20 protein-coding genes and 1 tRNA gene are annotated in these 24,341 nt (G+C 57.8%); 9 read left to right on the forward strand and 12 right to left on the reverse strand.

The window, feature by feature from the left end; genetic code table 11:
• Positions 1 to 23 precede the first annotated feature (23 nt).
• Genes ACR0DH_RS05825 through ACR0DH_RS05855 form a run of 7 tightly spaced genes read right to left on the reverse strand, consistent with a single transcriptional unit; the run spans position 24 to position 6,681 of the window.
• Complete coding sequence (locus ACR0DH_RS05825; protein WP_480540874.1) at positions 24 to 956, reverse strand: AEC family transporter; 933 nt, start codon at positions 954 to 956, stop codon at positions 24 to 26.
• A gap of 45 nt (positions 957 to 1,001) precedes the next feature.
• Positions 1,002 to 1,799, reverse strand: a complete 798-nt coding sequence (locus tag ACR0DH_RS05830; protein ID WP_480547789.1) for an MBL fold metallo-hydrolase — start codon at positions 1,797 to 1,799, stop codon at positions 1,002 to 1,004.
• Positions 1,796 to 2,602 carry a TatD family hydrolase gene (locus ACR0DH_RS05835; RefSeq protein ID WP_480547790.1) on the reverse strand — a complete coding sequence of 269 codons (807 nt, stop codon included), beginning with the start codon at positions 2,600 to 2,602 and terminating at the stop codon, positions 1,796 to 1,798. The genes ACR0DH_RS05830 and ACR0DH_RS05835 overlap by 4 nt, the downstream gene beginning before the upstream one ends.
• Positions 2,599 to 3,720 carry a DNA polymerase III subunit delta' gene (locus tag ACR0DH_RS05840; RefSeq protein ID WP_480547791.1) on the reverse strand — a complete coding sequence of 374 codons (1,122 nt, stop codon included), beginning with the start codon at positions 3,718 to 3,720 and terminating at the stop codon, positions 2,599 to 2,601. Before ACR0DH_RS05840 ends, ACR0DH_RS05835 begins: the two co-directional genes overlap by 4 nt.
• Before the next feature lie 3 nt (positions 3,721 to 3,723).
• Positions 3,724 to 4,350, reverse strand: coding sequence for a dTMP kinase (gene tmk / locus ACR0DH_RS05845; RefSeq protein WP_480547792.1), 627 nt, complete (start codon positions 4,348 to 4,350; stop codon positions 3,724 to 3,726).
• Positions 4,347 to 5,474, reverse strand: a complete 1,128-nt coding sequence (locus ACR0DH_RS05850; protein WP_480547918.1) for a D-alanyl-D-alanine carboxypeptidase family protein — start codon at positions 5,472 to 5,474, stop codon at positions 4,347 to 4,349. The genes tmk and ACR0DH_RS05850 overlap by 4 nt, the downstream gene beginning before the upstream one ends.
• 55 nt (positions 5,475 to 5,529) lie before the next feature.
• Complete coding sequence (locus tag ACR0DH_RS05855; protein WP_480547793.1) at positions 5,530 to 6,681, reverse strand: SPOR domain-containing protein; 1,152 nt, start codon at positions 6,679 to 6,681, stop codon at positions 5,530 to 5,532.
• Between the two features lie 201 nt (positions 6,682 to 6,882).
• Between ACR0DH_RS05855 and ACR0DH_RS05860 the strand changes: the two genes are divergently transcribed.
• A tRNA-Ser gene (locus ACR0DH_RS05860) sits at positions 6,883 to 6,972 on the forward strand.
• A gap of 298 nt (positions 6,973 to 7,270) precedes the next feature.
• Here the strand turns inward: ACR0DH_RS05860 and ACR0DH_RS05865 are convergent.
• From ACR0DH_RS05865 to ACR0DH_RS05875, 3 genes are all read right to left on the reverse strand, one after another.
• Complete coding sequence (locus ACR0DH_RS05865) at positions 7,271 to 7,774, reverse strand: cold shock domain-containing protein (protein WP_480827624.1); 504 nt, start codon at positions 7,772 to 7,774, stop codon at positions 7,271 to 7,273.
• Positions 7,775 to 7,924: 150 nt separating this feature from the next.
• Positions 7,925 to 8,767 carry a fumarylacetoacetate hydrolase family protein gene (locus tag ACR0DH_RS05870; RefSeq protein ID WP_480547795.1) on the reverse strand — a complete coding sequence of 281 codons (843 nt, stop codon included), beginning with the start codon at positions 8,765 to 8,767 and terminating at the stop codon, positions 7,925 to 7,927.
• 99 nt (positions 8,768 to 8,866) lie between these two features.
• Positions 8,867 to 9,886: a hypothetical protein gene (locus ACR0DH_RS05875; RefSeq protein WP_480547796.1), complete on the reverse strand. Its 1,020-nt coding sequence runs from the start codon at positions 9,884 to 9,886 to the stop codon at positions 8,867 to 8,869.
• Positions 9,887 to 10,085: 199 nt separating this feature from the next.
• On the opposite strand from ACR0DH_RS05875, the gene ACR0DH_RS05880 reads away from it, so the two are divergent.
• On the forward strand, positions 10,086 to 11,210 hold the full coding sequence (locus tag ACR0DH_RS05880; RefSeq protein ID WP_480547797.1) for a radical SAM protein: 1,125 nt from the start codon (positions 10,086 to 10,088) through the stop codon (positions 11,208 to 11,210).
• Positions 11,211 to 11,260: 50 nt separating this feature from the next.
• Complete coding sequence (locus ACR0DH_RS05885; protein ID WP_480547798.1) at positions 11,261 to 12,070, forward strand: hypothetical protein; 810 nt, start codon at positions 11,261 to 11,263, stop codon at positions 12,068 to 12,070.
• On the opposite strand, the gene ACR0DH_RS05890 is transcribed toward ACR0DH_RS05885, so the two are convergent.
• Positions 12,063 to 17,351 carry a beta-ketoacyl synthase N-terminal-like domain-containing protein gene (locus ACR0DH_RS05890; RefSeq protein WP_480547799.1) on the reverse strand — a complete coding sequence of 1,763 codons (5,289 nt, stop codon included), beginning with the start codon at positions 17,349 to 17,351 and terminating at the stop codon, positions 12,063 to 12,065. The two genes, ACR0DH_RS05885 and ACR0DH_RS05890, sit on opposite strands and share 8 nt — an antisense overlap.
• Positions 17,317 to 18,099 carry a thioesterase II family protein gene (locus ACR0DH_RS05895; RefSeq protein ID WP_480540897.1) on the reverse strand — a complete coding sequence of 261 codons (783 nt, stop codon included), beginning with the start codon at positions 18,097 to 18,099 and terminating at the stop codon, positions 17,317 to 17,319. The genes ACR0DH_RS05890 and ACR0DH_RS05895 overlap by 35 nt, the downstream gene beginning before the upstream one ends.
• Positions 18,100 to 18,327: 228 nt before the next feature.
• Here ACR0DH_RS05895 and ACR0DH_RS05900 point away from each other — a divergent pair, with 228 nt between their 5' ends.
• From ACR0DH_RS05900 to ACR0DH_RS05925, 6 genes are all read left to right on the forward strand, one after another.
• Positions 18,328 to 18,885, forward strand: a complete 558-nt coding sequence (locus ACR0DH_RS05900) for a hypothetical protein (protein WP_480547800.1) — start codon at positions 18,328 to 18,330, stop codon at positions 18,883 to 18,885.
• 9 nt (positions 18,886 to 18,894) lie between these two features.
• Positions 18,895 to 19,665, forward strand: a complete 771-nt coding sequence (locus tag ACR0DH_RS05905) for a COG1470 family protein (protein WP_480547801.1) — start codon at positions 18,895 to 18,897, stop codon at positions 19,663 to 19,665.
• Between the two features lie 30 nt (positions 19,666 to 19,695).
• Positions 19,696 to 20,400 carry a hypothetical protein gene (locus ACR0DH_RS05910; protein ID WP_480547802.1) on the forward strand — a complete coding sequence of 235 codons (705 nt, stop codon included), beginning with the start codon at positions 19,696 to 19,698 and terminating at the stop codon, positions 20,398 to 20,400.
• A 285-nt stretch (positions 20,401 to 20,685) separates the two neighbouring features.
• Complete coding sequence (locus tag ACR0DH_RS05915; protein WP_170532402.1) at positions 20,686 to 21,636, forward strand: ABC transporter substrate-binding protein; 951 nt, start codon at positions 20,686 to 20,688, stop codon at positions 21,634 to 21,636.
• Positions 21,637 to 21,720: 84 nt separating this feature from the next.
• Positions 21,721 to 22,758, forward strand: coding sequence for a quaternary amine ABC transporter ATP-binding protein (locus ACR0DH_RS05920; protein ID WP_353008051.1), 1,038 nt, complete (start codon positions 21,721 to 21,723; stop codon positions 22,756 to 22,758).
• Positions 22,751 to 24,340: an ABC transporter permease gene (locus ACR0DH_RS05925; RefSeq protein WP_480540904.1), complete on the forward strand. Its 1,590-nt coding sequence runs from the start codon at positions 22,751 to 22,753 to the stop codon at positions 24,338 to 24,340. The genes ACR0DH_RS05920 and ACR0DH_RS05925 overlap by 8 nt, the downstream gene beginning before the upstream one ends.
• The last annotated feature ends 1 nt before the right edge of the window (position 24,341 follow it).

Below are 24,341 nucleotides of genomic sequence, written 5' to 3' on the forward strand. Positions count from 1 at the left end.
GGACGTGTAAGTCAAGGCGGGGATTATCCCAAAAGGGTCAGCCAAAGCCAGACGGTTATGATGGACGCTGCAGTTCCGATCAGTACAGATGACGCGGCGACCCGCTTGGCCCGGCCATACATATTGGCAAAGATATAGGCATTAAAACCCGGCGCCATCGCTGCGTTTAACACGCCCGAGCGAAACAGGTCCTGTGGCAGGCCTGTGGACGCGCCAAAGATCCAAACCAGACTAGGATGCAGCATAAGGGAAATGCAACAAACGTAAGCAATCGTCCTTAAATCGCCCTCGGGTTTGTACTTAACCAGCACGCCCCCCAGCGCAAACAAGGCGCCGGGCAAGGCCGCACGGGTCACAAGGCCAAGGGCCTCATCGACCACCCGAGGTATGACAATACCCGACAGGTTCACGACAAACCCAAGCGCGATACCCAGAATCAGGGCATTCTTGAACATCGCAGACAAAACCGACCGCGCCATGCGTATGCCGCCATGACCGCGATTTCGAACAATCTCCATCACCGTGATGCCGACGCCGTAACAAAAGGGCGAGTGGAAGGCGATGATGGCGTAATTGCCAGTCAGATTGTCAGGCCCGTAGGCGCGTTCCGTGATGGGCAGGCCCAACAGGACCGAATTCGAGAACAGGCAGCAGAAGCCGATGGCAACGCAATCCTCCCAATCGCGCCCAAAGACCAGCCGCGCGCCGAACAGCCCTGCGGTAAAGCACAGGGCAGCGGCAGAGTAGAAGCTGATCAGCAGGCGCGGATCGAAACTGGCGCTGAGGTCCAGATGCGCAATGGCTAGAAATAGCAGGCAGGGGATGGCAAACCCCTGCGTAAATTTCATCAAACCGTCGACATGAATTTCTTTGAAATAGCCAGACCGTGTTGCTGCATAGCCTGCGCCGATGACCAGAAAGACCGGAAGGATGACGTCGATCAGGCTTTGAAGCATATCGCCCCGCGGCTTGACGATATCTGGCTCGCGCAGAGCAGCGGCTTACAGCGCCTGTTCGATCACCATCCCGTCATAGGCGGGGGTGATATTGTCAGGTGTCTCGGCCTCGACCGTCGCATAATCCAGATCGATATGCATATTGGTCAGAACCGCGCGTTTCGGGCCAAGCCGCTCGATCCAACCCAGTGTCTTTTCGAGATGCGCATGGGTGGGGTGAGGTGACCGGCGCAGGGCGTCGATGATAAGGCAATCCAGCCCCTCCATCTTTGGCCATGCGTCGTTATAGATTTCCGCGACATCCGGTAGGTAGGCGAGGTTACCCATCCGGAAGCCCAGCGAGTCGATCGAACCGTGGTTCACCTTGAATGGCTCAAACGGGATCGGGCCGCCGGGACCGTCGATTTCGAACGCGCCATCAATGGATTTCAGATCGAGGATCGGCGGATAGGGTGAGCCTTCGGGCTGGATGAACGCATACCCAAACCGACCCAGCAGGGCGTTTTGCGTATCACCATCGGCCCAGACTGGAACGCGGGTTCGCATGTTGAAGACGATCATTCTCAGATCGTCGATCCCATGCATGTGATCCGCGTGCGAGTGGGTATAGACGACCCCGTCCAATCGCCCGGTTCCCGTGTCCAGCAACTGGCTGCGCATATCCGGCGTGGTGTCAATCAGAACCGATGTGGTGCCATCCGGCCCGTCCCGTTCCACCAGCAGAGAGCAGCGGCGGCGGATGTTGCGCGGGTTCGCAGGGTCGCAATCGCCCCATTGTCCGCCCAGGCGTGGCACGCCGCCCGAAGATCCGCAGCCCAGAATGGTGCAACGCAGCAAGTTCATGCAGCGGCCTTAAACTGGCCGACCTTGGAAAATAGGCGGTCAAAGTTCAACTGAGTTTGTGCGGCGAATGCGGCGTAATCCATGCCGAACACCTCGGCCCCTTTGCGGGCTGTATGCGCGGTATACGCGGGTTCGTTGCGCTTGCCGCGATAGGGTGGTGGGGCCAGATAAGGCGCGTCGGTTTCCACCAGAATGCGATCGACAGGGGCTGCAGCAAAGATGTCGCGCAGCTCCTGGCTTTTGGGGAAGGCAACGATGCCGGACATGGACAGGTAGAACCCCAAATCCAAAGCGGCGCGGGCCAGTTCGGCTGAGGATGAAAAGCAGTGCATGACGCAGGAATAGGGCGCGTTGCGGTATTCCTCAGTCAGGATGCGGGCCATGTCATCATCGGCGGCGCGGGCGTGGATGATCAGCGGTAGGCCCGTGCGCTGCGCGGCCTCGATATGGATGCGCAGCGATTGTTTCTGCACCTCGGCACTGTCGGCGGTGTAGTGGTAATCCAGTCCGGATTCACCGATGCCTACGAATTTCGGGTGCTGTGCAAGCGCGACCAGTTCGTCAACTTTTGCCATCGGCTCATCCGCCGCGCTCATCGGATGAGTGCCTGCGGCGTAAAAGACCGGCACGTGGGCCTCGGCTATGGCGCGGACGTTGGGTTCATTGCGCAGGCGGGTACAGATCGTGATCATCCGGGTTACGCCTGCATCGGCGGCGTTGGCGATGATCTGGTCCAGCTGCCCTTCGAAATCGGGGAAGTCCAGATGGCAATGGCTATCGGTGATTTCGGGCGTATCGCTCATCTGCTCTGACCGGCGGTTTCCTGTATCTTGAAAACCGTATCTAGAACCAAAGCGGCAGGGTCAAGGTTAACGGCCTGACCATGACGTGCGCGGGCTGTAATCGTCGCGGCAACCTCGGCCCAGCGGCGGGCCTGATCGGGTGACGCAGACAGGTGCGCGAGCGTTGCGGCTTCGTTTGGGGCAGCTTCAGGCGCGGGCGGCGCCCCGGTTGCCCCGGTCAGAGTCAGGCGGGACAGGGCGATGTCGATCAGAGTCAATAACAGTTCGAACCGCTCGGCCGCGCCGCGCTGGGCGGCGGTTTCGGCCAGCTTCAAAGCGCGTTGGCGATCCATGCGGGGCAGCGTGCCCAGAATAGCGATCAGTTCTGTATAGAGGTCCAATCCGCCGAGGTTGATCAGACGCACCGCATCGCCGACCGATCCCGCGGCCAGTGCGGCCAGATGATCCGCCTGCGATGGCGGTTCCGCCCCGGTCTGCGCCAAGGCGGCCTGCATGTCTTCAGGTCTCAGCGGTGACAGGCGTAAGGTTCGGCAGCGCGACCTTATCGTCGGCAACAGGCGCGAAGGCTGGTGCGAGATCAGCAGAAGCGTGGTTCGCGCGGGTGGCTCCTCAAGCATCTTCAACAGAGCATTTGCGGCGCTGACATTCATCTCATCAGCAGAGTCGACAATGACCACGCGCCGCCCGCCATCTGCCGAGGACAGGCCGAAGAACTTGCCCAGCTTTCGGATGTCATCCACAACAATCTCACCGCGCAACCGCCCTTGATCGTTCAGCGAGCGTGTGATCGCCGCCAAACCGGGCTCTGCCCCCACCATGATACGATGCGAGACCGGATGGTCCGGATCAATATCCAGTGTTTCAGGGGGTGGAGGTGCGCCGAATAACCCACCGTCCTCAGCCGGAGGCGTTGCCAGAAGAAACCGCGCAATCCGCCACGCCAGAGTGGCCTTCCCAACCCCGCGCTGGCCGGTCAGAAGCCAGCCGTGGTGCAACCGGTCCGAGGTATAGGCAGTTAGAAACGCCTGTTCCGCCGCGTCTTGTCCGAAAAGGCACAAGGTTTCACGCGGATGCGGCGCGCCGGGCGCCTGATCTGGGGTTGGGGTGTCGTCGCTCATCGTCTATCGCAAAGCTGCCTGGACGATGTCTCTCACATCCTGTGCGACGCTGTCCATGTCGCGATTGCCATCGACGACGCGGAACCGGTCGGAAAACTCGTCGGCCAAAGCCAGAAACCCGGCGCGCATCTGTTTTTGCAAGGCAGGGCCAAAATCTTCAAACCGTTCCTCGGTGCCCTGGCGGCCTTTGGCGCGGGACAGGCCGGTTTCCGGGTCCATATCGACCAGCAGGGTCATGTCGGGTTCGCGCCCTATCATGAGACTGTGTAACTGGTCGACAATGCCCCTCAGATCACCGCGCGAGAGGCCCTGATACATGCGGGTGCTATCGGCAAAACGGTCGCAAATCACCACCTTGCCATCGGCCAGCGCTGGTTCGATGGTGCGTTCCAGGTGGTCGCGGCGGGCGGCGGTGAACAGCAGAATTTCGGTTTCAGCCGACCAACGATCCGGGTCGCCTTCCAGCACCAGCCTGCGGATTTCCTCAGCTCCGGGCGATCCCCCAGGTTCGCGCGTCAGAATAACCTGGTGGCCCATCTCGCGCAGAAACTCGGCCAACATCCGGGCCTGAGTTGATTTACCTGATCCGTCAATGCCTTCAAAGGTCAGGAATAACCCACGTTTCGTCACATCGACTCCAGCGGGTTATTGATCACGTCTTTCAGAACAATACCGCCCACGGTCATCATGCGCACCATGAAACCACCCAGAGGCACATCTTCGGCTGCAACCAGCGGGCGGCGAATTTCGGGCAGGCCTTCGGGTTTGATGACCAGTTCCGCCAGTTGATCACCCTTGGCAACAGGGGCGTTGATCGGGCCGTCATAAACGACCTCTGCCTGAACGTTCTGAGTGCCCAAAACCGGGAACAACACGTTCAGATCACCCTCGGGCATCAGTCCAACGGTCTTCTTCTCACCCATCCACAGTTTGGCTTCGGCTATCGGCGTTTCTTCGGTGGCAACTGTCCTCTCGACAAAATTTCGAAACGACCAGTTAACCACGGCCTCAGCCTCCTCTGCCCGCTGCGCGGTGCTATCGAGACCGGTGAGGACAAAGATTACCCGGCGGTCGCCTTGTTTGGCCGATCCGACCAGACCGTATCCCGCTTCTTGTGTGTGGCCGGTTTTGAGCCCATCGGCCCCGATGTCCAGCCGCAGCAGAGGGTTCCGGTTGCGTTTGTTCGACGGTGCGCGCCCGTCGAATTCGAATTCTTCTTCTGCAAATAGCGGGTAGTATTCCGGGAAGTCGCTGATCAGGCGATCCGCAAGAACCGCCAGATCATGCACCGACATCATATGCCCTGCGGCGGGCCAGCCGTTTGAATTGGCAAAGTTGGAATTGTCCATGCCCATCTGTTTGCCGCGTTGGGTCATGTAACGGGCAAATCCCGCCTCGGTCCCATCGGGGCTCAGCGCTTCGGCGATCACTACACAGGCATCATTGCCCGACAGAACGATGATACCGCGCAACAGGTCCTCGACCGTCACGCGATCTTGTGTGTTCAGGAACATGGTCGAGCCGCCATAGCTCATCGCGTGTTCAGATACGGGCAGAGTTTCCTGCAAAGTCAAACGCCCATCGCGCAGCGCCTCGAACGCGACATAGAGCGTCATGAGTTTCGACATCGACGCGGGCGGCAGCGGTTGATCAGCGTCTTTCGACAGAAGTACAGTTCCGGTTGACTGATCGATCACATAGGCGGCACGCGCCGTGGTATCAAACGCGTGTGCGGGCAGGGCCAGGACAGCCATCCCGAGGGTAAATACGGATGTGCGAATTGCGGATAGCACGAGGCGCCTCCTGTTATCAGTTGGACACGGTGAATGCGTCGGTAAAGCCTAGGTCTTTGACATCGGTCTGAATCGCCTTGCGATCAGCGCGTGTAGCGGCAGGGCCGACTAGAACGCGCCAGACGGTTTTGTCTTCAGCCTCAAGCGCACGGACCTCGGCAGCCATACCATTCTTACGGATTTTTTCTGCGGCTGTGTTTGCATTGGCTTCAACACTAAACGTGCCGATCTGAACATAGGGCTTTGTCAAGTTCGATGCAGCAGGGGCGGCAGCTGCGGCCGCTGCCGGAGTGGCCTCGGCCGCGTCAATCGCGGCGGCTGCCCCTTCGATCGGGTCCAGCGGTGTGGCTGTTATCTCTTCGGGTTGCTTTTTCTGCCACCATTTGCGTTTGGCGGGCTTATCAGCCGGGGCTTCTACAGGGGCGTCTGAAAGGCCCGGTGCGGCGGCGCCAGCGGCTGAGGCGCTGTCTACCCCAGCTTCCGCAGCCTCTTCACTGGCCGAGCTAGCCGCCGCTGCAGCAGCGCCCGCTGCGCCCGCGGCAGCAGCCGGTTCTTTCTTTTGCCACCACTTGCGCTTGGCCGGCTTTTCCGGTGCAGCAGCCTCGGTTTCTGTTTCAGGCGCAGCGGCTGCAACTTCGGTTTCTTCTTTCGGAGCTTCGGCCTCGGGCGTCTGTTCCTCAGCGGGTGGTTCTTCTTTAGGTTCTTCCCTGCGCAGGGCTACAACGCTGACCCGCGTCGGCGCACCGGCCAGCATTCCCAGTTTTTCCGCCGCGGCAGAGGAAACCTGCAAGGCAGGCCCCGGCAAGTTCGCCTGACGCCGGAACAGGGCGCCAGTGACGCTTTTGTTGTTCGCGGTGTTCTTGATCAAAACGCGTTCTGGTTGGTTAACATCAGGATGCGCCACCCAGATGCCGCCCAGCGAAGGCCGCCCATCCCAAAGCCCAGCTTCGGTTACCGAAAACACATCCGGTGCCTCAACGTCGCGCTGCGAGCTGTTGGTGACCTGAGGTACGAGTTCGATTGTCGAATTGTCCGCGCTGTCGCTCCTGGGCTTCGTTGATCCGTCCTGAGATTGAAGAACGTCGTCACACCCGGACAAAACTGTCAAAGTCACAGCTAGTACAGCCAGTCCTCGCGGATTTGCGCGTGTCTGTGTCGCTCGCTTCATCTCTTGTTCCCTTGCCTGAAAGGGCTTCGTTTTTTTCCAGCCCCGCCGAATGACCGGTTCTAAGCGCCAGTCTGCTGCGATCTTAAGGCCAGATCATAACGTGGCTGAAGGTCCAAGGAAAGGCTGCTGCGCAGGCTTGAGCAAGATTTCCCGATTTCGGCTTGCCTCTGATCTCAGTTGGGCTTAGACCGGGCCTCCGACGGGGAGGTGGCAGAGTGGTCGAATGCGGCGGTCTTGAAAACCGTTGAACGTGAGAGCGTTCCCAGGGTTCGAATCCCTGTCTCCCCGCCACTTGGCCTTTGCAATCCAATCACTCCAAGAACGGTTCTGGCAACTATTGCGACTTCAGGTCACGCGACCTGAGCCGAGAGTTGAAGCTGCGTGAACTCCGCATGGCCCTGAGTTTATCAGTTTGAGGGAAGCGTAAAATGAAGCGAGTTTTGCCTCCACCGGATACAACTGTGCTCGCTGTGTCGAAGCACCTTTCCCATCGTCGCACAATGATTGCAATGACAAGGACGTTCACTACATTCTAGGTAACTAGGATTCGCGACAGCCAGCGCGACGACTGTTTGTTTTGGTGTGCTGACTAGCTCCAGGATTTGACAGAGACAACAACTCTGCCGTCTGGGCCGTCATCCAGTTCCACGCCAAGCGCTTCGCCGACATTCACCATCCCAAGTCCTGTTTTTGCCAGAGTGTTCAAGTGTAGAAAACAATCGCGGGGATCATCAAACACATTTACGAACCCGTATTGCTTTTTCTCGCAGAACCATTTGACGCGTGCGGGCAGGTAAGTTCTACCTTCCCGTTCGCTGGTTCCGTCAGGCAAAAAATCTGGCACCGGTTCAGCCTGCAGCTCAAGGATCTCGACGATTTGTGTGCCCTTGGATGTGCGGCGCGCAAGCGCCTTGATTTCGCATCCGGGTGCTATGGATGTTTGGCCAAACTCGTTGAGCGTGTTCTGATGGAGCAGTGCATCTTTGCCAGTCTCGTCGCAGGTGACAAATCCGTATCCGTGTTTGGCAGCAAACCATTTCAAAACACCTGAAAACTGGACCAGAGCGGGATCGCCAAGCGTCGAACCATCCATAACAAGCAAACCTTTGAACATCACTGTCTTGAGCTAAACCCTTCATAGTAAATATGGTATTTATTAGTCATGTTTTAGGAGACTTGTGGTAAACCACAGATTAACACCCGCGGCGTTCGCAGCTGTGTATCTACTAAGATCAATGGCGCCTCAGCCCGCCACCACCATCTGTCGTTGAACGCCTAAGCCTTCGACACCAAGTTCAAGGATGTCTCCGGGTTTCAGGTAGACGGGAGGATTTTGCCCCATGCCAACACCGGGGGGGGTGCCGGTTGAAATCACGTCACCCGGTTGCAGCGACATGAACTGAGACAGGTGAGATACCACCGCCGCCACGCCAAAATGCATCGTTCGGGTTGAACCATCCTGATATCGATGGCCGTTCACCTTAAGATAGATCGACAGGTTTTGTGGGTCTGGAACCTCATCCCGGGTGACCAGCCACGGGCCAATGGGGCCAAAGGTGTCGGCTGATTTGCCTTTGGTCCATTGGCCCGAGCGGTGTAGCTGAAAATCACGTTCGGACACGTCGTTGACCACGCAATATCCGGCAACATAGTCTAATGCATCAGCCTCCGAGACATACTTGGCTTCTTTGCCGATGACGACGCCCAATTCGACTTCCCAATCGGTTTTGGTCGACCCGCGTGGGATCTCGACCGAGTCATTGGGCCCTGAGATGGCCGAGGTCGCTTTGAAAAAGATCACCGGTTCGGCGGGCAAATCCATCCCGCTTTCCGCCGCGTGATCGGCATAGTTCAGGCCGATGCAGATGAATTTTCCAACCTGGCCGACGCAGGCCCCAATGCGCGGATTGCCGGTAACAACGGGCAGAGTTGATACGTCAAGCGCACGCAGCCGGTCGAGGGAGGCTTTGTCCAGCATCTCACCCGTGATGCCATCGACCATGGCAGATAGGTCCCGAATGGCACCGTCGTCATCCAGCATCCCCGGTTTTTCTGAGCCCTTTGGGCCGTAGCGAAGCAATTTCATAGTTTGCGGATATCCTGATTGGTAGTGGCGTCGAGCGTCGGCTTTCGAAGCCTGCAGCCTGTAGGACTTTGGGTCAACCGCTCAGTACGCTTTGAAACCTTACAGGCTTAGGGGTGAGATCCCCCCTGCAAAAGCCGCAAGAATGGGCGCGGCCAGCGCGATGCCCGCACGCATGAAATCGCCGGGCCCATCTGACAGACCGTGTGTGGATCGCCAGTCATCGACATCGAAGTCGTCCTCTGTGTCGTCTACCTGCCGGGCCGCAATGGCCAATTGTGTCACCCGACCATCCAGGATCAGTGCCACCGGCAGATAGAAGCTGAGCATCAGCAGACAGAAATAGGTTCCGGTGAACAAAGCCGATGCTGTGACCAAAGAGCTGAATGCGGCCTTTTCGGCCTCTGCAATGACGGGTAAGGGCCAGTACATCCAACTTGACGCAAAGAACATCCCAAAGGTCAGGATCAGACTGGACAGATACAGCTGTTGCTTCATTTGGCGGATGCTGCGGGCCAGGCTGGCGGCCGTATCTTCGAGATCGTCACCGCCGCCAAATGACAGGCACAAGATCATCCCAGCAATCAGCGCGCCTATGGCCAGACCGGCCAGTGCGGTGACAATATCCATCACCCGCCGAAAAAGCGAGAAGACGGGGATATCTCCACAGGTGCCCAGGGCCCAAAGATCATCAGGGCCATCGCAGCCCGGCAACGTGCCTTTGGACAGGGCCATCTCAAATAACTCTTTGCCGACTTGCCCATAAATCTGCGGTGGCGTGCCGGTCATATGCTGCTGAATGACCGGGATCATCGCAAGGCAGAAAACCGTGATAACCGTCAGAATTGCGGCCAGTCTGGTAGCACGCTCCATCGGTCTCCTGAGGTTGCGTACCAATACCGCGACCGGAAGAATAGCCAGCGCGACAAAGAACCATGACGCGGCAAGGAACCGGTACCGGCCAACGGTTTCCAACCAATCCTGATCTGCGATCAGAATGCCAACAGACAGGTCCAGGTCTTTTGGCAGCATGTGAGTCTGGACAAACTCATGGACCAGAAACACGCAAATCGGCAGCGCGACGATCGAAAAGTAATGTAGTTCTACGCGACGTTCGGACACGAGGGCGCCCCCTTGCGAGAAAATTCCATAAAAAACTTAGCATAGCATGGAATGAGGTTGGTTTCACTGGGTGGATGGATGCTGGCCGCAGAACCCCCGCATCCGAGGTGCCCGGCCAAACTGCGCTGGATGGCGGTTTTTAGCCAACAGAGACGTGGGATGTGATAAGATCAGGCGCAAGAGATGTTTTGGTGGGGCCATGATTAACCCAGTTCAGAACTATCACTACAACCAACAGCGCCGCGCCGGACCCCGGCCTTTGTTATGCTACAGCCCGTCGACCAGCCTGTATTTTGGGACCGAAGGCAAGGTTTCAAGCTGTTGCTATAATCGTGAACCGCTGGGCCGATATCCGGATCAATCCATCCGCGAAATCTGGCAAGGGCGTCCAAGGCAAACTCTGTGCCAGCGCGTGGCGCAGGGTGATCTGGGCGGCGGGTGCAATGGGTGCGGGTCGCAGATTGAAACCGGGAACTATGGCGCTGTCGTCGCACAGCATTTCGATCGCTGGAGCGTTGATCCCGATCACCCAACCTCGTTTTCATTCGAGCTCCACAATGCGTGCAATCTGGAATGCATCATGTGCAACGGGGAACTGTCTTCGCGTATCCGGCGCTACCGCGAGCTGCGCCCGGCGATGCCGCAGGCCTATGGGGGCGAATTTGTTGAGGAATTAGAAGATTTTATTCCGCATCTTGAAGGCACAACCTTCTATGGGGGCGAGCCCTTTGTGATGCGGCTCTATTATCAAATTTGGGAGAGGTTGATCGCCCTGAACCCAGAGTGCGAGATTACCATTCAGACCAATGCAAGTCTGCTGCCGGATCAGGCCCTGTCTGTGCTTGAGCGGGGCAATGTGCATATTGGCATATCTCTCGACTCTGTCCGGCGTGAAACCTATTGCTCGATCCGTCGCAACGCGGATTTTGATGAAGTGATTAAGAACACCCGCTGGCTGGCCGAATATTCGCAGTACCATGACCGCCCATTCGGCATTTCGGCCTGCATCATGACGGTGAACTGGCAGGAACTGGCAGAGCTTATGGCTTTTGCCGACGATCTGGGGGCGGTATTATATTTCAATACGGTCTGGGAGCCTGAGCACTTGTCGCTGGCCTATGCTGCACCCACTATGATTCATCAGGTAATCGACCTGTATGGCAGGCTTGCCGTTGAACGGGGCTTGCACGGACCAATGAATGCGGCGGGTGCTGTGACATCGACCAATTTGGCGGGGTATATCGCCTTGCTGGGCACTTGGTATCAGGCCGCAATTCGCCGGGAAAGCGAAGCGAAATTGGCGAAATTCAAGAGTTTGGTGTAAGCTGTCCGCAACAGTGACCGAAGCGAAACCGCAGCACAAAAGGGGCTGAGATGGCTAAGGCAACCCGCAAACAACCCGCAAAACGCGCGCGCCCCAAGGCGAAACCAGCAACGCCAAAGCCGCAGCCAGAACCCGTTGAACCAGTCCAGGAGGTATATGACAACAGGGCCAGCTCTACGGGCGGGCAAGGTACGCCCCATGGCCTGGGCAAGCAGGCCGAATTGCAGGCCGCGATGGAGGAAAGCTATCGCCAGTTGCAGTCCATCTACACGGCCTTCACGCAACAATACACGGATGCTGGGACCCAGTATCAGCACCTGACTGAACAGGGCTATGTGCCGGAAATGGCCGATCTGTACAAAGAGTTCACCGAGACGCGGGGGGCCGAGATCGCGCAGGAGGGTCTGCAGCTTGCGATCCGTTATGCAGCATCAGCTCAGGTTCTGTCGAAGCGCTATACGGATGAGCTGTTTCAGTTTCTCAACAGTCGTGGCGTGAACGGATATGCAGCCGAAGGGGCAACCACCCCGCAAGCCGCCGCAATCACATTATCCGGGCCTGCTGGCAGCACGCTTTCAGCCAGTTTCGAGGTCGAGAACAGCACGGCGGTTAGCGTCAGCCCGCGTGTGTCGACCACGCCGGTTCTGGATGAAGATGGCGTTGCGATAGAAGGGGCCATGATCGATGTGATCCCGGACCTGATCAATCTGGCGCCGGGGCAGAAACAACTGGTCAAGGTGATGGTGCCTGTCGATGCTGATCTGTACCGCGCCGGGCATTGCTATTCGACGGCGCTGGTCATCGTTGGATTAGGACAGGCGCGTAATCAATTAATAACGCTGGAAATTGATATCAGTTGATCGGGCGTTTCAAGCGCCATATCCGATAGCTCCATTCACCGGATTTCATGGATTCGTAGACCGCTGATCCAGGGGTTGCCAGGAAATTGCTCATCTCCTGATCGCCTCCGAACGCGCCCAGACGCGAGGCCGCGATTTCATCGCAAGACAGCAGCACGTTCTGCGTGATATCACGCTCGTCTTCGAGCTTAAAACCTAGGTCCTTCAACAGTTCGAGACATTGGTTCAGCTTTCCCAAAGGTAAAAGGTCGGTGTACAGAAACGCCCCGCCGGGTTTGAGGACCCGCATGACCGAGGCATAGAAGCGCTGTATCGCGGGGTAGGTGTGTGAGCTTTCGATATTGGTTACCGCGTCGAATTGCCCATCATCGAAGGGCAGGTTTTCTGCATCACCCTGAACAAAATTCAAACGCGGATCTGTATGCGTCTTGCGGCAAAACTCGATTGCCGCGCCGGACAGGTCCAACCCGGTGACAGCGGCGGGATCGAAGAACTCAACCAACGTGCGGGCAGTGCCGCCGCGCCCGCAGCCCACATCCAGAACCGACGACCCATCAATGGGGTGGGCACCAATGACCTCAAGCGCCAGTTTGACCGAATTCCGGTTCATCATCTTATCGCTCAGGGGAACATCAGACGCCTCGGGCGCTCCGTTCGGTGTGTAGCCATAGTTCAGAAAATGCGCGAAGGTTCCGAAGCCTGAGCTGTCCAGCTGCTTGGTGACACCATCATACATGTCCTGAAAGCTCTTCTTCGTGCCCTCTAGGTTCAGGTCGGGCTCTGGCGGCGGTGGTGGTTCAACCTCAGCTTTGACCGTTTCAACAGTGGATGCCCCCATATTGGCCTCGATAATCGGGGCTAGCCCCGCAATGGTCGGAGTGTCGAAGATCTGGCCAACCTCGGGGTTGTAGCCAAACCTCTCTTCGATCCGCATGGTCATTTCAATGGCCAGCAGGGAATGCCCGCCCAGCTCAAAAAACTTGTCGTTTATGCCAACCGGGGACAGGCCCAGCAGGTCTTCCCAAATCCCGGCAAGGATGGTTTCCATGTCCGTTTTCGGTGCTTCGAACGGATTGCTCAGGTTGGGGCGGCTGTGGCCTGTTGGTGTGGCTTCCGTGGCTTTGGGGGTGGCGGTGAATTCGACCCATTCCGCAAGCCTAGTGTTCAGCGGTGTGGTCGATATGGCGATCTGATCGGTATCCAACGCGGATAGGCGGTTCAGCGCCTCAACCCCATCTGCGGGAGAGATCGCATCTTCCCCATGCGTCTGATCGGCAAAGGCCCATTGATCCCAGTTCACGCTGATCCAGCGCGTTGGTGTCGGCTGCGACGCGGCAAATGTGTCCAGCATCTGGTTTGCCACCGCGTAGTAGCCAAGGTTCAACCCGCCCAGAACAGCCGACAGGGATGAGCCCAGCAGGACAAAATCCGGGGTATGGTCCTGCAAGACATGTGCAAGTGCGCGGGCACCGTTGATCTTTGGGGCGATATGGCTGTTTAGGTCTTCGGTCGTCAGGTCGCTGAGTTTGCCAAACCCGCTACCCACATTTCCAGCCATATGGAAGATGCCGTCTATGGGGCCGAAGGCTTTGGTGGCTTTCGACATCGCCACTTGCAGGGCGTTTGCGTCACAGACGTCGGTCTTCAGAACCAAGAGATCTGTCTTTCGATCCAAATCCAGCAACCTGCGTGCCAGCATCGCCGTTTTATCGAACTCATTGGGACCGGCGGCCAGCGCCTTCCAGTCGGGTTTTGCAGGCGCACCCGAGCGAGACAGAAGTACCAGCTTGGCCTTGTAGCGCTCCGCCAACATATCAGCCATCGCCAGCCCGATATTGCCTAAACCGCCAGTTATGACGTAGACGCCACCGGGCTTGAACAAAGTGGAGGTTTCGACCGGTTCCAGTGGTTGCGCCTGATAACTGAGGCGATGCCGTTTCCCTTTGATGTAAGCAACCGAAGGAACGAACTGTTGCGCTTGCAGCTCGTTTATAAGCCAGCCTGCAAAGTGGTCCGCTGAGGGCTTACTTCGATCGCTTTCCGCGATGTCGACCGAGGTGACGCGCAGCGAGGGAACCTCCTGTCCCAACACCTTCGCCAGCGCAAGGGTGGCCGAGCTTTCCACCCCCATCGTCTTGTCGGACCGTCCGGGCTGCGCCTGCGCAGTCACCGAAATCATCCGAAGCTTGGCAAGCCCACTGGCTTTGGTGACAGCCATGGCCGCATTCTGCATCGCAACCACGTTGGCCTCGGCGTCCTCAAGCGCGAGAGGCCACAGGTAAACGATGTGCGAAATAGGGTTGTTATCGTCCCGCAGCGCGCTGGCGAGACGGGTGAAATGCTCTGAAACTGTTGGATCGACCGAGAATGCGCCATCCTTGCGGTGCATGAACCGTGATGAGGCCGTGATGGTGGTAGCTGCGATGCCCTTGTCCCTAAGCGTTTTTTGCAAAACTCGGGCTGCTGGGCTCTTGTCGCTCAAAATCAGAACGCGCGCGTTTGCGGGCAGGTCTTCGATGTCCCTAATCGGAGCGTTTTTCCACTTTGGTACGTAGCCCCAATCGACCATCGCCTTGCGTGATGCTGCGGCGTCCACGCTGGGATCTTCCGCGCCGCCGACCCAATAGCTGTCCCGCTCAAACGGGTAGAGGGGCACCGGGACTTTGCGTCTCACCTCCTCGGCATAGTATCGATGCCAATCGATCTCAGCCCCATGCGCCCAAAGCTGGCCCAGCGTATCGGTCGCCAAATCAGCCTCAACCTGCGGGCCAGACTTGCTGTCTATTGAGGGCAGGGCGACCGAACCGCTCCCACTCAATTGCAGCCCGGCAAGATTGGTAAGCGATCGACCGGGGCCGACTTCAAGGAAAATCGCATCGGGCAGATCCAGCCCAGCTTTGACGCAATCGGCAAACCGCACCGCGCTGCGCAGATGCATCGCCCAATAAGCGGGATCGGTTGCGGCGGTTTTGGTCAGGACGGTGCCGGTGAGGTTCGAATAGATGTCGATCTGCGGTGCGCGCAGGCGAATGCCCTGAAATGCACTAATGAAGTCGTCCAAAATTGGATCCATCATCGCCGAATGGAAGGCGTGCGAGGTGCGCAGAAGCGTGGCTTTGATCTTCTGGTTTTCCAGCCGCTTTGCCAGCCGTTTGATTGCCGGGCTTGGTCCGGCCACAACTGTCATTCCTGTGGCGTTCACAGCGGCGATCGCGATGTCATCCGGCAGCAGCGGGCGCAGATAGGCTTCCTCTTTCGGAACGGCGAGCATCGAGCCCGGCTTACATGAGGCCATGAGCGCCCCGCGCTGCGCCACCAGTTTTGCGGCGTCCTTAAGTGTCATCACTCCCGCCATCGCGGCCGCAACATATTCGCCAATGCTATGCCCGATCATGGCTCTGGGTCGTACGCCCCACGACATCCACAGCTGCGCCAAGGCATATTCGACAGCAAACAGTGCGGGCTGTGTGAACTGCGTCTGTTTGAGCTTCTCAGCCGCGCGTTCACGATCCACTTTCTTGGGAAAAACTATCGGTTTCAGGTCTAACCCGCTGCCATCCCGAAAGGCGCGGCAGCACCGGTCAAAGGCCTTGCGGAAGACGGGCTCTGATCGATAGAGACCCCAGCCCATATCCGGATATTGGGCACCTTGGCCCGAGAACATGAAAATGACGGGCCTATCCTCGCCACTGGCTTCTATGGTGCGCACCTTGTCGCTGTTATGCGCCAGCAAGGCCAACGCGCTGCCTGCGGGGTTGTCGGCGTCTACGCGCACGTAACGCCGATGCGTAAAAAGCGTGCGGGAGGTTTTTGTTGTGAAAGCAATGTCGGCCAGTTCAGACGGCGTGGCAGTCATAACACGACGTGCATGGGAAAGGGCCAACCGGTCCAGCGCAGCCTCATTGCGGGCGGACATAACGATCAGATGCTGCGCGCGCCCCGGCCTGGATGGAGCCGGTTCGGGAGGTTCTTCCAGCAGGATATGCGCGTTGGTCCCACCAACACCGAATGAACTGACACCGGCGCGTCGCGGACCGTCACTTGCCGTCACGTTAGTCGCGTCACGGTTGACGTAGAACGGGCTGGTGGGGAAGTCGATGCCCGGGGCGGGCACGTTAAAATGAGGGTTCGGGGGAATTGTGCCGGTCTCGGTTACTAGGGCGGCCTTGATCAGCCCCGTGACGCCTGCGGCGCAACTCAGGTGGCCCACATTGGCTTTGACGGAACCGATGGCGCAGAACTGCGTATCCTCGGTCGATTTGCGGAATACGCGCGATAGTGCCGCGACCTCGATCGGGTCGCCCAGCATGGTCGCGGTTCCATGCGCTTCGATATAGCCGACCGAGCGGGGCGGGATTCCCGCCATCTCGAACGCGGTCTCAATCGCGCGCGCCTGACCTTCGGCGCTGGGCGCGGCATAGCTGACCTTGTTGGACCCGTCGTTGTTGTGGCCGAACCCCCGGATCACGGCGCGAATGCGGTCGCCATCGCGCAGCGCCTTATCCAGCCTTTTGAGGACAACCAGACCCACGCCGCTGCCAACAATCGTGCCCTGAGCCGCCGCATCGAAGGGGCGGCACTGACCGTCCGGGGACAGGATGCCACCTGCGGCGAACAGGTAGCCGCGCCGCTGCGGAACCTTGACCGTGACACCCCCAGCCAGCGCAATGTCGCAGCTTTCCTCCAGCAGGCTCTGGCAGGCCAGACAAGTTGCAACCAGCGAGGTCGAGCAGGAGGTTTGAACCGTGATCGCTGGACCGGTCAGGTTCAGCTTGTAAGCCACCTGAGTGGCCATGTAGTCCTTGTCATTGGTGATCATCAACTGCATGCCGTCCAGAAAACCCAGGCGGTCAATGTTGCGGTTGATAAGGTACAAATAGCCCGACAGTTCACAGCCCCCGAAGACACCGATATCGCCTTTGTAGCGATCGGGCACATAGCCCGCATCCTCAAGCGCATGCCAAGCGCATTCCAGAAACAGGCGGTGCTGCGGGTCGGTCAGTTCCGCGTCACGGGGGCTGAACCCGAAGAATTCGGCGTCGAACTTATCGACGTCCTCCAGCAGGGTGGCTTTGTTGACGTAATTCGACAGCTCGTGCAGCTCTTTCGGAACCTGCGCGCCTTCCATTTGCTCGGGTGTCAGAGTCGTGACCGCCTCGTGCCCCGTCAGCAGGTTCTGCCATAACTCATCGACACTGGCCGCGCCGGGAAAGCGGCCCTGCATGCCGATAATGGCAATCGACGCCTCATCCGGCGCGATAGAGGTCCTTTGAGTGTTCATTCAGGGCATCATCAACGTAGTCGAAAAGGGTGTCGGCGAAATCCGGGTTGGTAAAAGGAAAGAAATGATCACCTGCAAACAGGCGGCATTCAAAACGGCTGCGCGTGCGGTGTCGCCAACCCAGAATGCTGTGGAATGGCACCTGTGGGTCATTGTCCGAGCCGATCGCAAGGATTGGGCAGGGCAGCGGAGGATGCTTGCTGACGTGGTCAGCCTCATAGGTTTCGAGCAGCGCAAAATCAGCGCGCAAGGCGGGTAGCATGCGGTCCATCAGATCGGTATTGGCTAGCACTTCGGGCGGCGTGCCATTTATGGCTTCAATCTCAGCCAGAAACGCGGACCGAGGCAATCCGGATACATTGCGATCACGCCGTGCCATCTGCGGGGCAGGGCCTGCTACGATCAGCAGGTTGGGCGCATGTCCCTTGGCCGCCAAAACATGGGCAACTTCATAGGCCAGCAGAGCCCCAAAACTATGACCGAAGATGGCAAATGACCGGTCTGTCAAAGGCTGAATCTCGGCAACAATCGACTTGATCAGGTCCGGCCAACTCTCCACGGGCGATTGATCCAAAAGCCGCCCATGTCCCGGCAGGGTGACAGCCCGCACATCCAGAACCGGCGCAAATCCGCTCATCCAGTCGTGAAAGCGCTCAGCCGCGGCGCCTGCATGCGGGAAGCAGACCAACCGACCCGACAGCCCGGCATGGGTAGGGTTCTGCGGAGTCAATGCGATTTCTACACTCACAGCATCTGTCACCTCTGGTGATACCCACATGCGCGGCGCGCACCCAACCACTGATCTGGCCCAATCATAGCATGAAATCAGCGTTTTGGCGTGGCCCGCCCTGTTCCACCCAGGTTCTGGCGTGAATTGGCGGGTAAAATATGCTACCCTAGCGATACTTTTTGCACAGTTTTCGTGCCAAACGCTTACTCAGGTGCAGCCCGCACCAGAATGGATTTGGAGGTGACTATGCCAGGCGGCGGCAAAGGTGGCGGTGGCAGAAGCACCGTAAACGTCAACAACGGACCTATTAACATCGACTCTGACACAGACGCGGATGTCACAATCAATGGTCTGGACGATATCGGTCTCACGCTGAATGGCGGGCAACGCCCGATTAAGACCGAGACGAAGCTGGAAGGTGGCGATCCGATTAAGACGGAGAGCATTCAGGACCTGAAAATCTCGGAGCCGATTGTCAGCGAAAACACCACCGACCTGACGCTTGAGATCAAGCCTCTATCGGTTGATCTGAAACCCGTAGCGTTGGATCTGTGCACGACTGTCAACTACGGTAAGCTTCCAACCGGCATCATCCGGCAGCCCTATCATCACCATATCGGCGTGACCTATATGGGCGTCGAGTATTACGGCGTGACCTATAGCGGCGAAAGCAAACAGGTCTACGAAGAACTGCCCTTCCGCCCCTCGGTACAACTGCCGGCGCAAAGCGCGGCCCCTTCGGGTGGCGCAGCTGCGGCCAAACCGAACCCATCTTCGGGCGGCGTGAAAATCCACATCAAATAGGGATGCAAGATGGCGACGGCTGCAAAGAAAAAGACCCCAGATGTCTCACTTCTAGAGCCGCTTGTTCTGGTAGGCGCACCCAGCGCGCTGCATGGTACCTTAGCTCTGGCGAATACAGGTGCCGAACGCAAAGCCCTGCGGGATTTGAAGCTGATAGAGGTTAAGCCCAAGACGCGAGGCGCGAGGGCCCAGCCACTGCTCTCAGCAGATTTGCCACGGGTCAAACTGCGTGCTGGTGCCACTAAAACTATTCCGGTCACTGCAGCGCTTAACCCATCAACCCCGCCGGGGGTCTATAAGATGTCCCTGCCGGTTGATGGCACAGACCATCCAGTCGAGGTGATCGTCACCGAGGTTGTCGATTTCGAAATCACACCGGATGAGGTGTTTTTGGTCGGCAAGCCGGGGGCCAAGATCAAAAAACTGATGGTGTTCCGAAATCACGGCAACGTTCCGATCGATGTCCCCGCAATCGGCGCGATCCAATTGGATCTGGACCTGCTGCATTGTCGGGCGCAGCGCGAGATGCTCAAGAAGCTGCGCGATACGGACCGGACATTAGACGACGCGATGCGCGCGATGTCGTTGAGCTATGATGCCGAGTTGGAAAGTTTCACGCCGCTGAAGGTCAAGAACGATGCTGCGACCGTTGGCGCGGGAGAGACGGTCTCACAAATCTGGGAATTCTCGATACCGGGCACCATTCCAAAAGGCGTCGATGCCACGGCGATGATCCGGGTTTCGTCAGAAACAGTGACCGTACACATCTTGGCGGTTTGAACGCTCTGCCCGTTACAAGGAGGCAAGACCATGCAAAGGACGATGACACGACATTCCGACGGGTACGGCAAAAAGCCCGAAGTCTTTTACGGGTACTGTTATAAGACGCAGGGTATGCGCATGATGGATTTGGACGACTACTTAGGCAATTTGCGGGAAGGATATGTTCAGCTTCAGGCCTACACGCAGGGATACTATCGGGCGCCGGATGGCCGGTATTCGGGCGTTCCTATGGGGAAAGGCTGCGGTTGCGAATGCGATACCAAGTCTTATGACAGTTGTTGCGATTGCTGCATCTGTGAAGGTGATGTGCTGATCGAAGCCCGCTGTTCGGAACGCCGGGTGATTTCTCTGACTTTCGCCAATGATACACGCCGCACGCGCGAGGTGACGCTATCGCTGAGCAGTTTCACCACCGCCAGTGGGCACGATCTGGGGTGGACGGCCGCCCTGTCTGACACAAAGTTCGAATTGGGCCCCTGCGAAGAAAACGTGGTGCAGTTGGTGGTCAATGTCGATTGCGCTGCCTTCCACAAAAACGGTGGCTCTGGATCCGCGGCGGCGGGGCGAGGCGACAAGAACAAGGAAAGACATCTGGATGTCGATCGATGCGAGGTGGCATATGCCCGGGTCAGTGCGGATGGCTGTATCTCGCGCCCTGTTTTGGTTGCTGTTGCTGTCTTGCCGAACCACTGCGACAGCTATGTCGCTGCATGCAAGTGCGGGTGCTGCTAGGCGGGTATTGCTGGCACCGAACAGGTGCCTTGCCCGTTCGTCGGGCGAAGTCCTACATGTATTTCGGAAAAATCATAGGTCTGTTTGGATAAAGTAGAATCTTACCGATTCCGGCTATGTCGACCTTGAAGCGTGATAGCTTCGCATGTTTGTCTTTTGGAACATGTGTTTTGCTCACAATCAAACGCTAACAATCTGAGAACGCACATGTTGTCAATAGAATAAGCGCGCGCGCCGGGACGCCCTGGAAGACTGCGCGCTACATGTCCAACATGGAGAGACCTGATGAACAAATTTTCGATGCTACTGGGTGGCGCATCTGCAGTGGTCGCTTTGCCCGCATTTGCGGCCGACATTGTGATCGGCGTTCCAAACTGGGCCTCGGTCAACGCAACGGCGCATATCCTTGAGGTTGTGATCGAAGAAAACCTGGGGCTGGATGTCGAGCTTCAGAATGGAACGAACCCGATCGTGTTTGAGGCGATGGACAGTGGGTCCATGCATGTCCACCCCGAGGTTTGGATGCCAAACCAGCAAAACCTGCATGACACTTACGTAAAAGATAACGGCACGGTCGTTATGAACCAAAACCCGGTTCAGGCCGAACAAGGCATGTGTGTCCCAACCTATATTGCCGAACAGCATGACATCAAATCAATCGATGATCTGAGCGATCCGGACAAAATGGCCATTTTTGACACTGATGGGAACGGAACCCCAGAAGTGTGGATTGGTGCGCCTGGCTGGGCCTCAACCGTGGTCGAGAAAATTCGTGCAAAATCGTATGGCTACGACCAGATCTTCGACTTGACTGAGTATGAAGAGACCATCGCCTATGCCAACTTGGCCAACGCCACCAAGGCGGGCGATCCCTGGATCGGCTTCTGCTACAGCCCGCACTATATCTTTGTGACGCAAGAGCTGACCGTTCTGGAAGAGCCGCCGCATGATCCGGCAACCTGGACCATCGTGCAGCCCACGGATGATCCCGATTGGCTGGCTAAGTCTGAGGCGTCCTCGGCTTGGAATGGTGCGACCCTGCACCTGCACTATGCCAAGGAACTGGAAGAGGCATATCCCGAGGTTGCGGCTCTGTTTGCCAACTATCAGATGCAGGGCGATGACCTGAGCGCGATGGGCAAGGCGCTGGCCGTGGATAACGTCGAAGCGGCAGATTTCGCGCGCCAATGGGTGTCTGACAACGAAGACACTGTGATCGGCTGGTTGACCAACTAAGCCAAACACACCCGGGCCGTTGCGAAAAATCGCAGCGGCCCATTTCCTATCTGCCTGGCGCAACGACGCCTTCATGGGGGGCAAATGGACGAATCTGTCGTAAAACTTGAAAATGTCTGGAAAATCTTCGGCAATCGCGCTGCCGAGGCCATGGACGCCGTTCTGAAAGAAGGGCTGACCAAAGCGCAAGTCCTGGAACAATATGGCTGCGTGGTTGGTGTGCAGGATGCCAGTTTCGAAGTCTCGCGCGGTGAGATATTTTGTATCATGGGTCTGTCTGGTTCAGGCAAATCCACTCTGGTCCGGCATGTGAATCGCCTGATCGAGCCCACCGCGGGCAAGATCGAAATTCTGGGTAAGGATGTTTCCGCCATTTCCGAGAACGAATTGCGCCGCATCCGGGCGCAACAGATTGGAATGGTGTTCCAGCATATGGCGCTGATGCCGCACCGGTCAGTGCGCGACAATGTCGCCTATCCGCTGGAAATCCGCAAAGTTTCCAAGTCCAAGCGCTGGGCGGTATCGGATCACGCACTGGGTCTTGTGGACTTGACAGGGTACGAAGACCGCCTGCCCAAAGAGCTGTCAGGCGGGATGCAGCAGCGTGTGGGGATTGCAAGGGCGCTTGCCTCGGACCCTGAAATTCTGCTGATGGACGAACCTTTCTCGGCCCTCGACCCGCTGATCCGGTTGCAGTTGCAAGATCAATTCAAGGCGCTAGTGGCGCAGTTAAAGAAGACAACGCTGTTCATCACGCATGACCTGGACGAGGCCATTCGCATCGGCCATCGGATCGCCATCATGAAGGATGGTGTCATCGTTCAGATCGGCACCCCGGAAGATATCGTGATGAACCCGGCAGACGATTATGTGCGCGAGTTTGTGCAAGGCATCTCGAAACTGAAACTGGTCAAGGCGCATTCAATCATGGAGCCGGTCGCCAGCTATTCGGGGTCGCTGGATGGTGCCCCCCGCGCGGATGAGGGCGCAGATCTCGATCAACTGATTGATCTGGCCGTCAACACCGAGATGCCAGTGGTCATCACAGACGCAGGTGCAGACGTGGGTGTTGTAACCAAACCGCGTCTGCTGCGCGGAATTCAGGGGGGCAAAAATGACTGATACAGCCATGGAAATGAAAGTCACCGCCGCCTCGGATATCGAAGTCGACCGCGAGACGCTGGATCAATCGATCCACGAGTTCGCAGGGCCGAACGGCGACTATTACGTCAATGCGTTTCACAAGATCCACGACGCAACCAGCCCGGTCCCGAATACGTTCAACCTTTGGGCTGCCGTTCTAGGGCCGTTCTGGTCGGCCTCGCGGGCCATCTGGGGTATGTTCTGGACCTTTCTGATCCTTGAGATCATCGCCTGGGTTCAGATCGGACGCGGTGCCTGGGGCAATCCCGGCGCGGATTTCGCCGACCGGGCCGCGCGCCAGCAGGAACGCGCGGACGAGTTGCTTGGTCGGGCCGCTGAAGCGACCGCGCAGGCTGATATCGATCGTTTCACCAAATTGGCTGAGAACATCCAGAAAGCGGCAGACACCAGCCTTGAACGCGCGCTTGCTGCGCAGTCTGAAGCGACGGGTATCCTGTTGACCGGACTTCTGATGCTGCTTGTCTTCAAGGTGGTTCAGGGGTTCTATGCCGACCGTATTTACGAGAAGCAGTATTCCAACTGGCGGATCAATCCGGACAGCGTTGAAAGCGGACGTTCGACCCGAAACATCATAATGGGGGCGATCCTGATTGCCGCGATCGGCCCGCTGATCGTTTATAAGTTCACTGTAAATGCATCGCTGCCATTGCTTGATGCCTTCCCAGAACAGGAAGTGTCCGCTGTGTTCTTGGGTGAGGGCGGAGGCACCTTGTTCTCAGCGCTTGCCAACTGGATGGAGGCGCGGATCGATGCTGCTGCCGCCGCTGGGGGCGATGTGTTTGACGGGATCGTTGCAGGTGTCCGTTCGGTTCTGGATGCGCTGACCATTGCGCTGATCGGATCACCTTGGCCGGTGGTCATGCTGGTCATTTGCGTGACCGCGTGGCGCGCGGCTGGTCCTCGGGTCGCGATCTTCACCGCGGCGTCGTTGGCGTATATCGCACTGCTGGGATACTGGGATGTAGCGATGGAGACGGTTGCGCTGGTGGGTGCAGCGGTGATCCTGTGTGTCGTGTTCGGCATTCCACTGGGCATTTGGTTCGGCAAGTCGAAGCGCGCCTATCGCGCAGCTGAGCCGGTGTTGGACCTGATGCAGACACTGCCCGCTTTCGTCTACCTGATCCCGATTATCGCTTTCTTCGGCACGGGCAATCCGCCGGGCATTCTGGCCACGATCATCTTTGGTATGCCCCCCGTGATCCGCCTGACGGCGCTGGGGATGCGCGGAGTGCCGGACAGTATCAAAGAGGCTGCAGTCGCCTTTGGTGCCTCGAAATGGCAGTTGCTGAAGGATGTGGAAATTCCGCTGGCCTTGCCCTCGATCATGACAGGGGTAAACCAAACCATTCTGATGTGCCTGTCGATGGTCGTGATCATCTCGCTGATCGGTGGCGGAGGTCTGGGCAAGGAAATCCTTGAGGCACTGCAATACGCCGCCAAGGGTCCGGGTCTGTTGGGCGGCTTTGCCATCCTGTTCTGTGCAATGGTCATCGACCGGATCGTACAGGGGGCCTTCCGGCGAGAAGACGAAAAAATCTGAA

It is taken from the genome of Ruegeria sp. I1 (assembly GCF_056532675.1).

Excerpts from the sequence above, each read along its gene's own strand:
- ACR0DH_RS05825 (WP_480540874.1), bottom strand. The coding sequence starts at position 956 with ATGCTTCAAAGCCTGATCGACGTCATCCTTCCGGTCTTTCTGGTCATC.
- ACR0DH_RS05830 (WP_480547789.1), bottom strand. The coding sequence starts at position 1,799 with ATGAACTTGCTGCGTTGCACCATTCTGGGCTGCGGATCTTCGGGCGGC.
- ACR0DH_RS05835 (WP_480547790.1), bottom strand. The coding sequence starts at position 2,602 with ATGAGCGATACGCCCGAAATCACCGATAGCCATTGCCATCTGGACTTC.
- ACR0DH_RS05840 (WP_480547791.1), bottom strand. The coding sequence starts at position 3,720 with ATGAGCGACGACACCCCAACCCCAGATCAGGCGCCCGGCGCGCCGCAT.
- ACR0DH_RS05850 (WP_480547918.1), bottom strand. The coding sequence starts at position 5,474 with ATGGCTGTCCTGGCCCTGCCCGCACACGCGTTTGATACCACGGCGCGT.
- ACR0DH_RS05855 (WP_480547793.1), bottom strand. The coding sequence starts at position 6,681 with ATGAAGCGAGCGACACAGACACGCGCAAATCCGCGAGGACTGGCTGTA.
- ACR0DH_RS05865 (WP_480827624.1), bottom strand. The coding sequence starts at position 7,774 with ATGGATGGTTCGACGCTTGGCGATCCCGCTCTGGTCCAGTTTTCAGGT.
- ACR0DH_RS05870 (WP_480547795.1), bottom strand. The coding sequence starts at position 8,767 with ATGAAATTGCTTCGCTACGGCCCAAAGGGCTCAGAAAAACCGGGGATG.
- ACR0DH_RS05880 (WP_480547797.1), top strand. The coding sequence starts at position 10,086 with ATGATTAACCCAGTTCAGAACTATCACTACAACCAACAGCGCCGCGCC.
- ACR0DH_RS05885 (WP_480547798.1), top strand. The coding sequence starts at position 11,261 with ATGGCTAAGGCAACCCGCAAACAACCCGCAAAACGCGCGCGCCCCAAG.
- ACR0DH_RS05890 (WP_480547799.1), bottom strand. The coding sequence starts at position 17,351 with ATGAACACTCAAAGGACCTCTATCGCGCCGGATGAGGCGTCGATTGCC.
- ACR0DH_RS05900 (WP_480547800.1), top strand. The coding sequence starts at position 18,328 with ATGCCAGGCGGCGGCAAAGGTGGCGGTGGCAGAAGCACCGTAAACGTC.
- ACR0DH_RS05905 (WP_480547801.1), top strand. The coding sequence starts at position 18,895 with ATGGCGACGGCTGCAAAGAAAAAGACCCCAGATGTCTCACTTCTAGAG.
- ACR0DH_RS05910 (WP_480547802.1), top strand. The coding sequence starts at position 19,696 with ATGCAAAGGACGATGACACGACATTCCGACGGGTACGGCAAAAAGCCC.
- ACR0DH_RS05915 (WP_170532402.1), top strand. The coding sequence starts at position 20,686 with ATGAACAAATTTTCGATGCTACTGGGTGGCGCATCTGCAGTGGTCGCT.
- ACR0DH_RS05920 (WP_353008051.1), top strand. The coding sequence starts at position 21,721 with ATGGACGAATCTGTCGTAAAACTTGAAAATGTCTGGAAAATCTTCGGC.
- ACR0DH_RS05925 (WP_480540904.1), top strand. The coding sequence starts at position 22,751 with ATGACTGATACAGCCATGGAAATGAAAGTCACCGCCGCCTCGGATATC.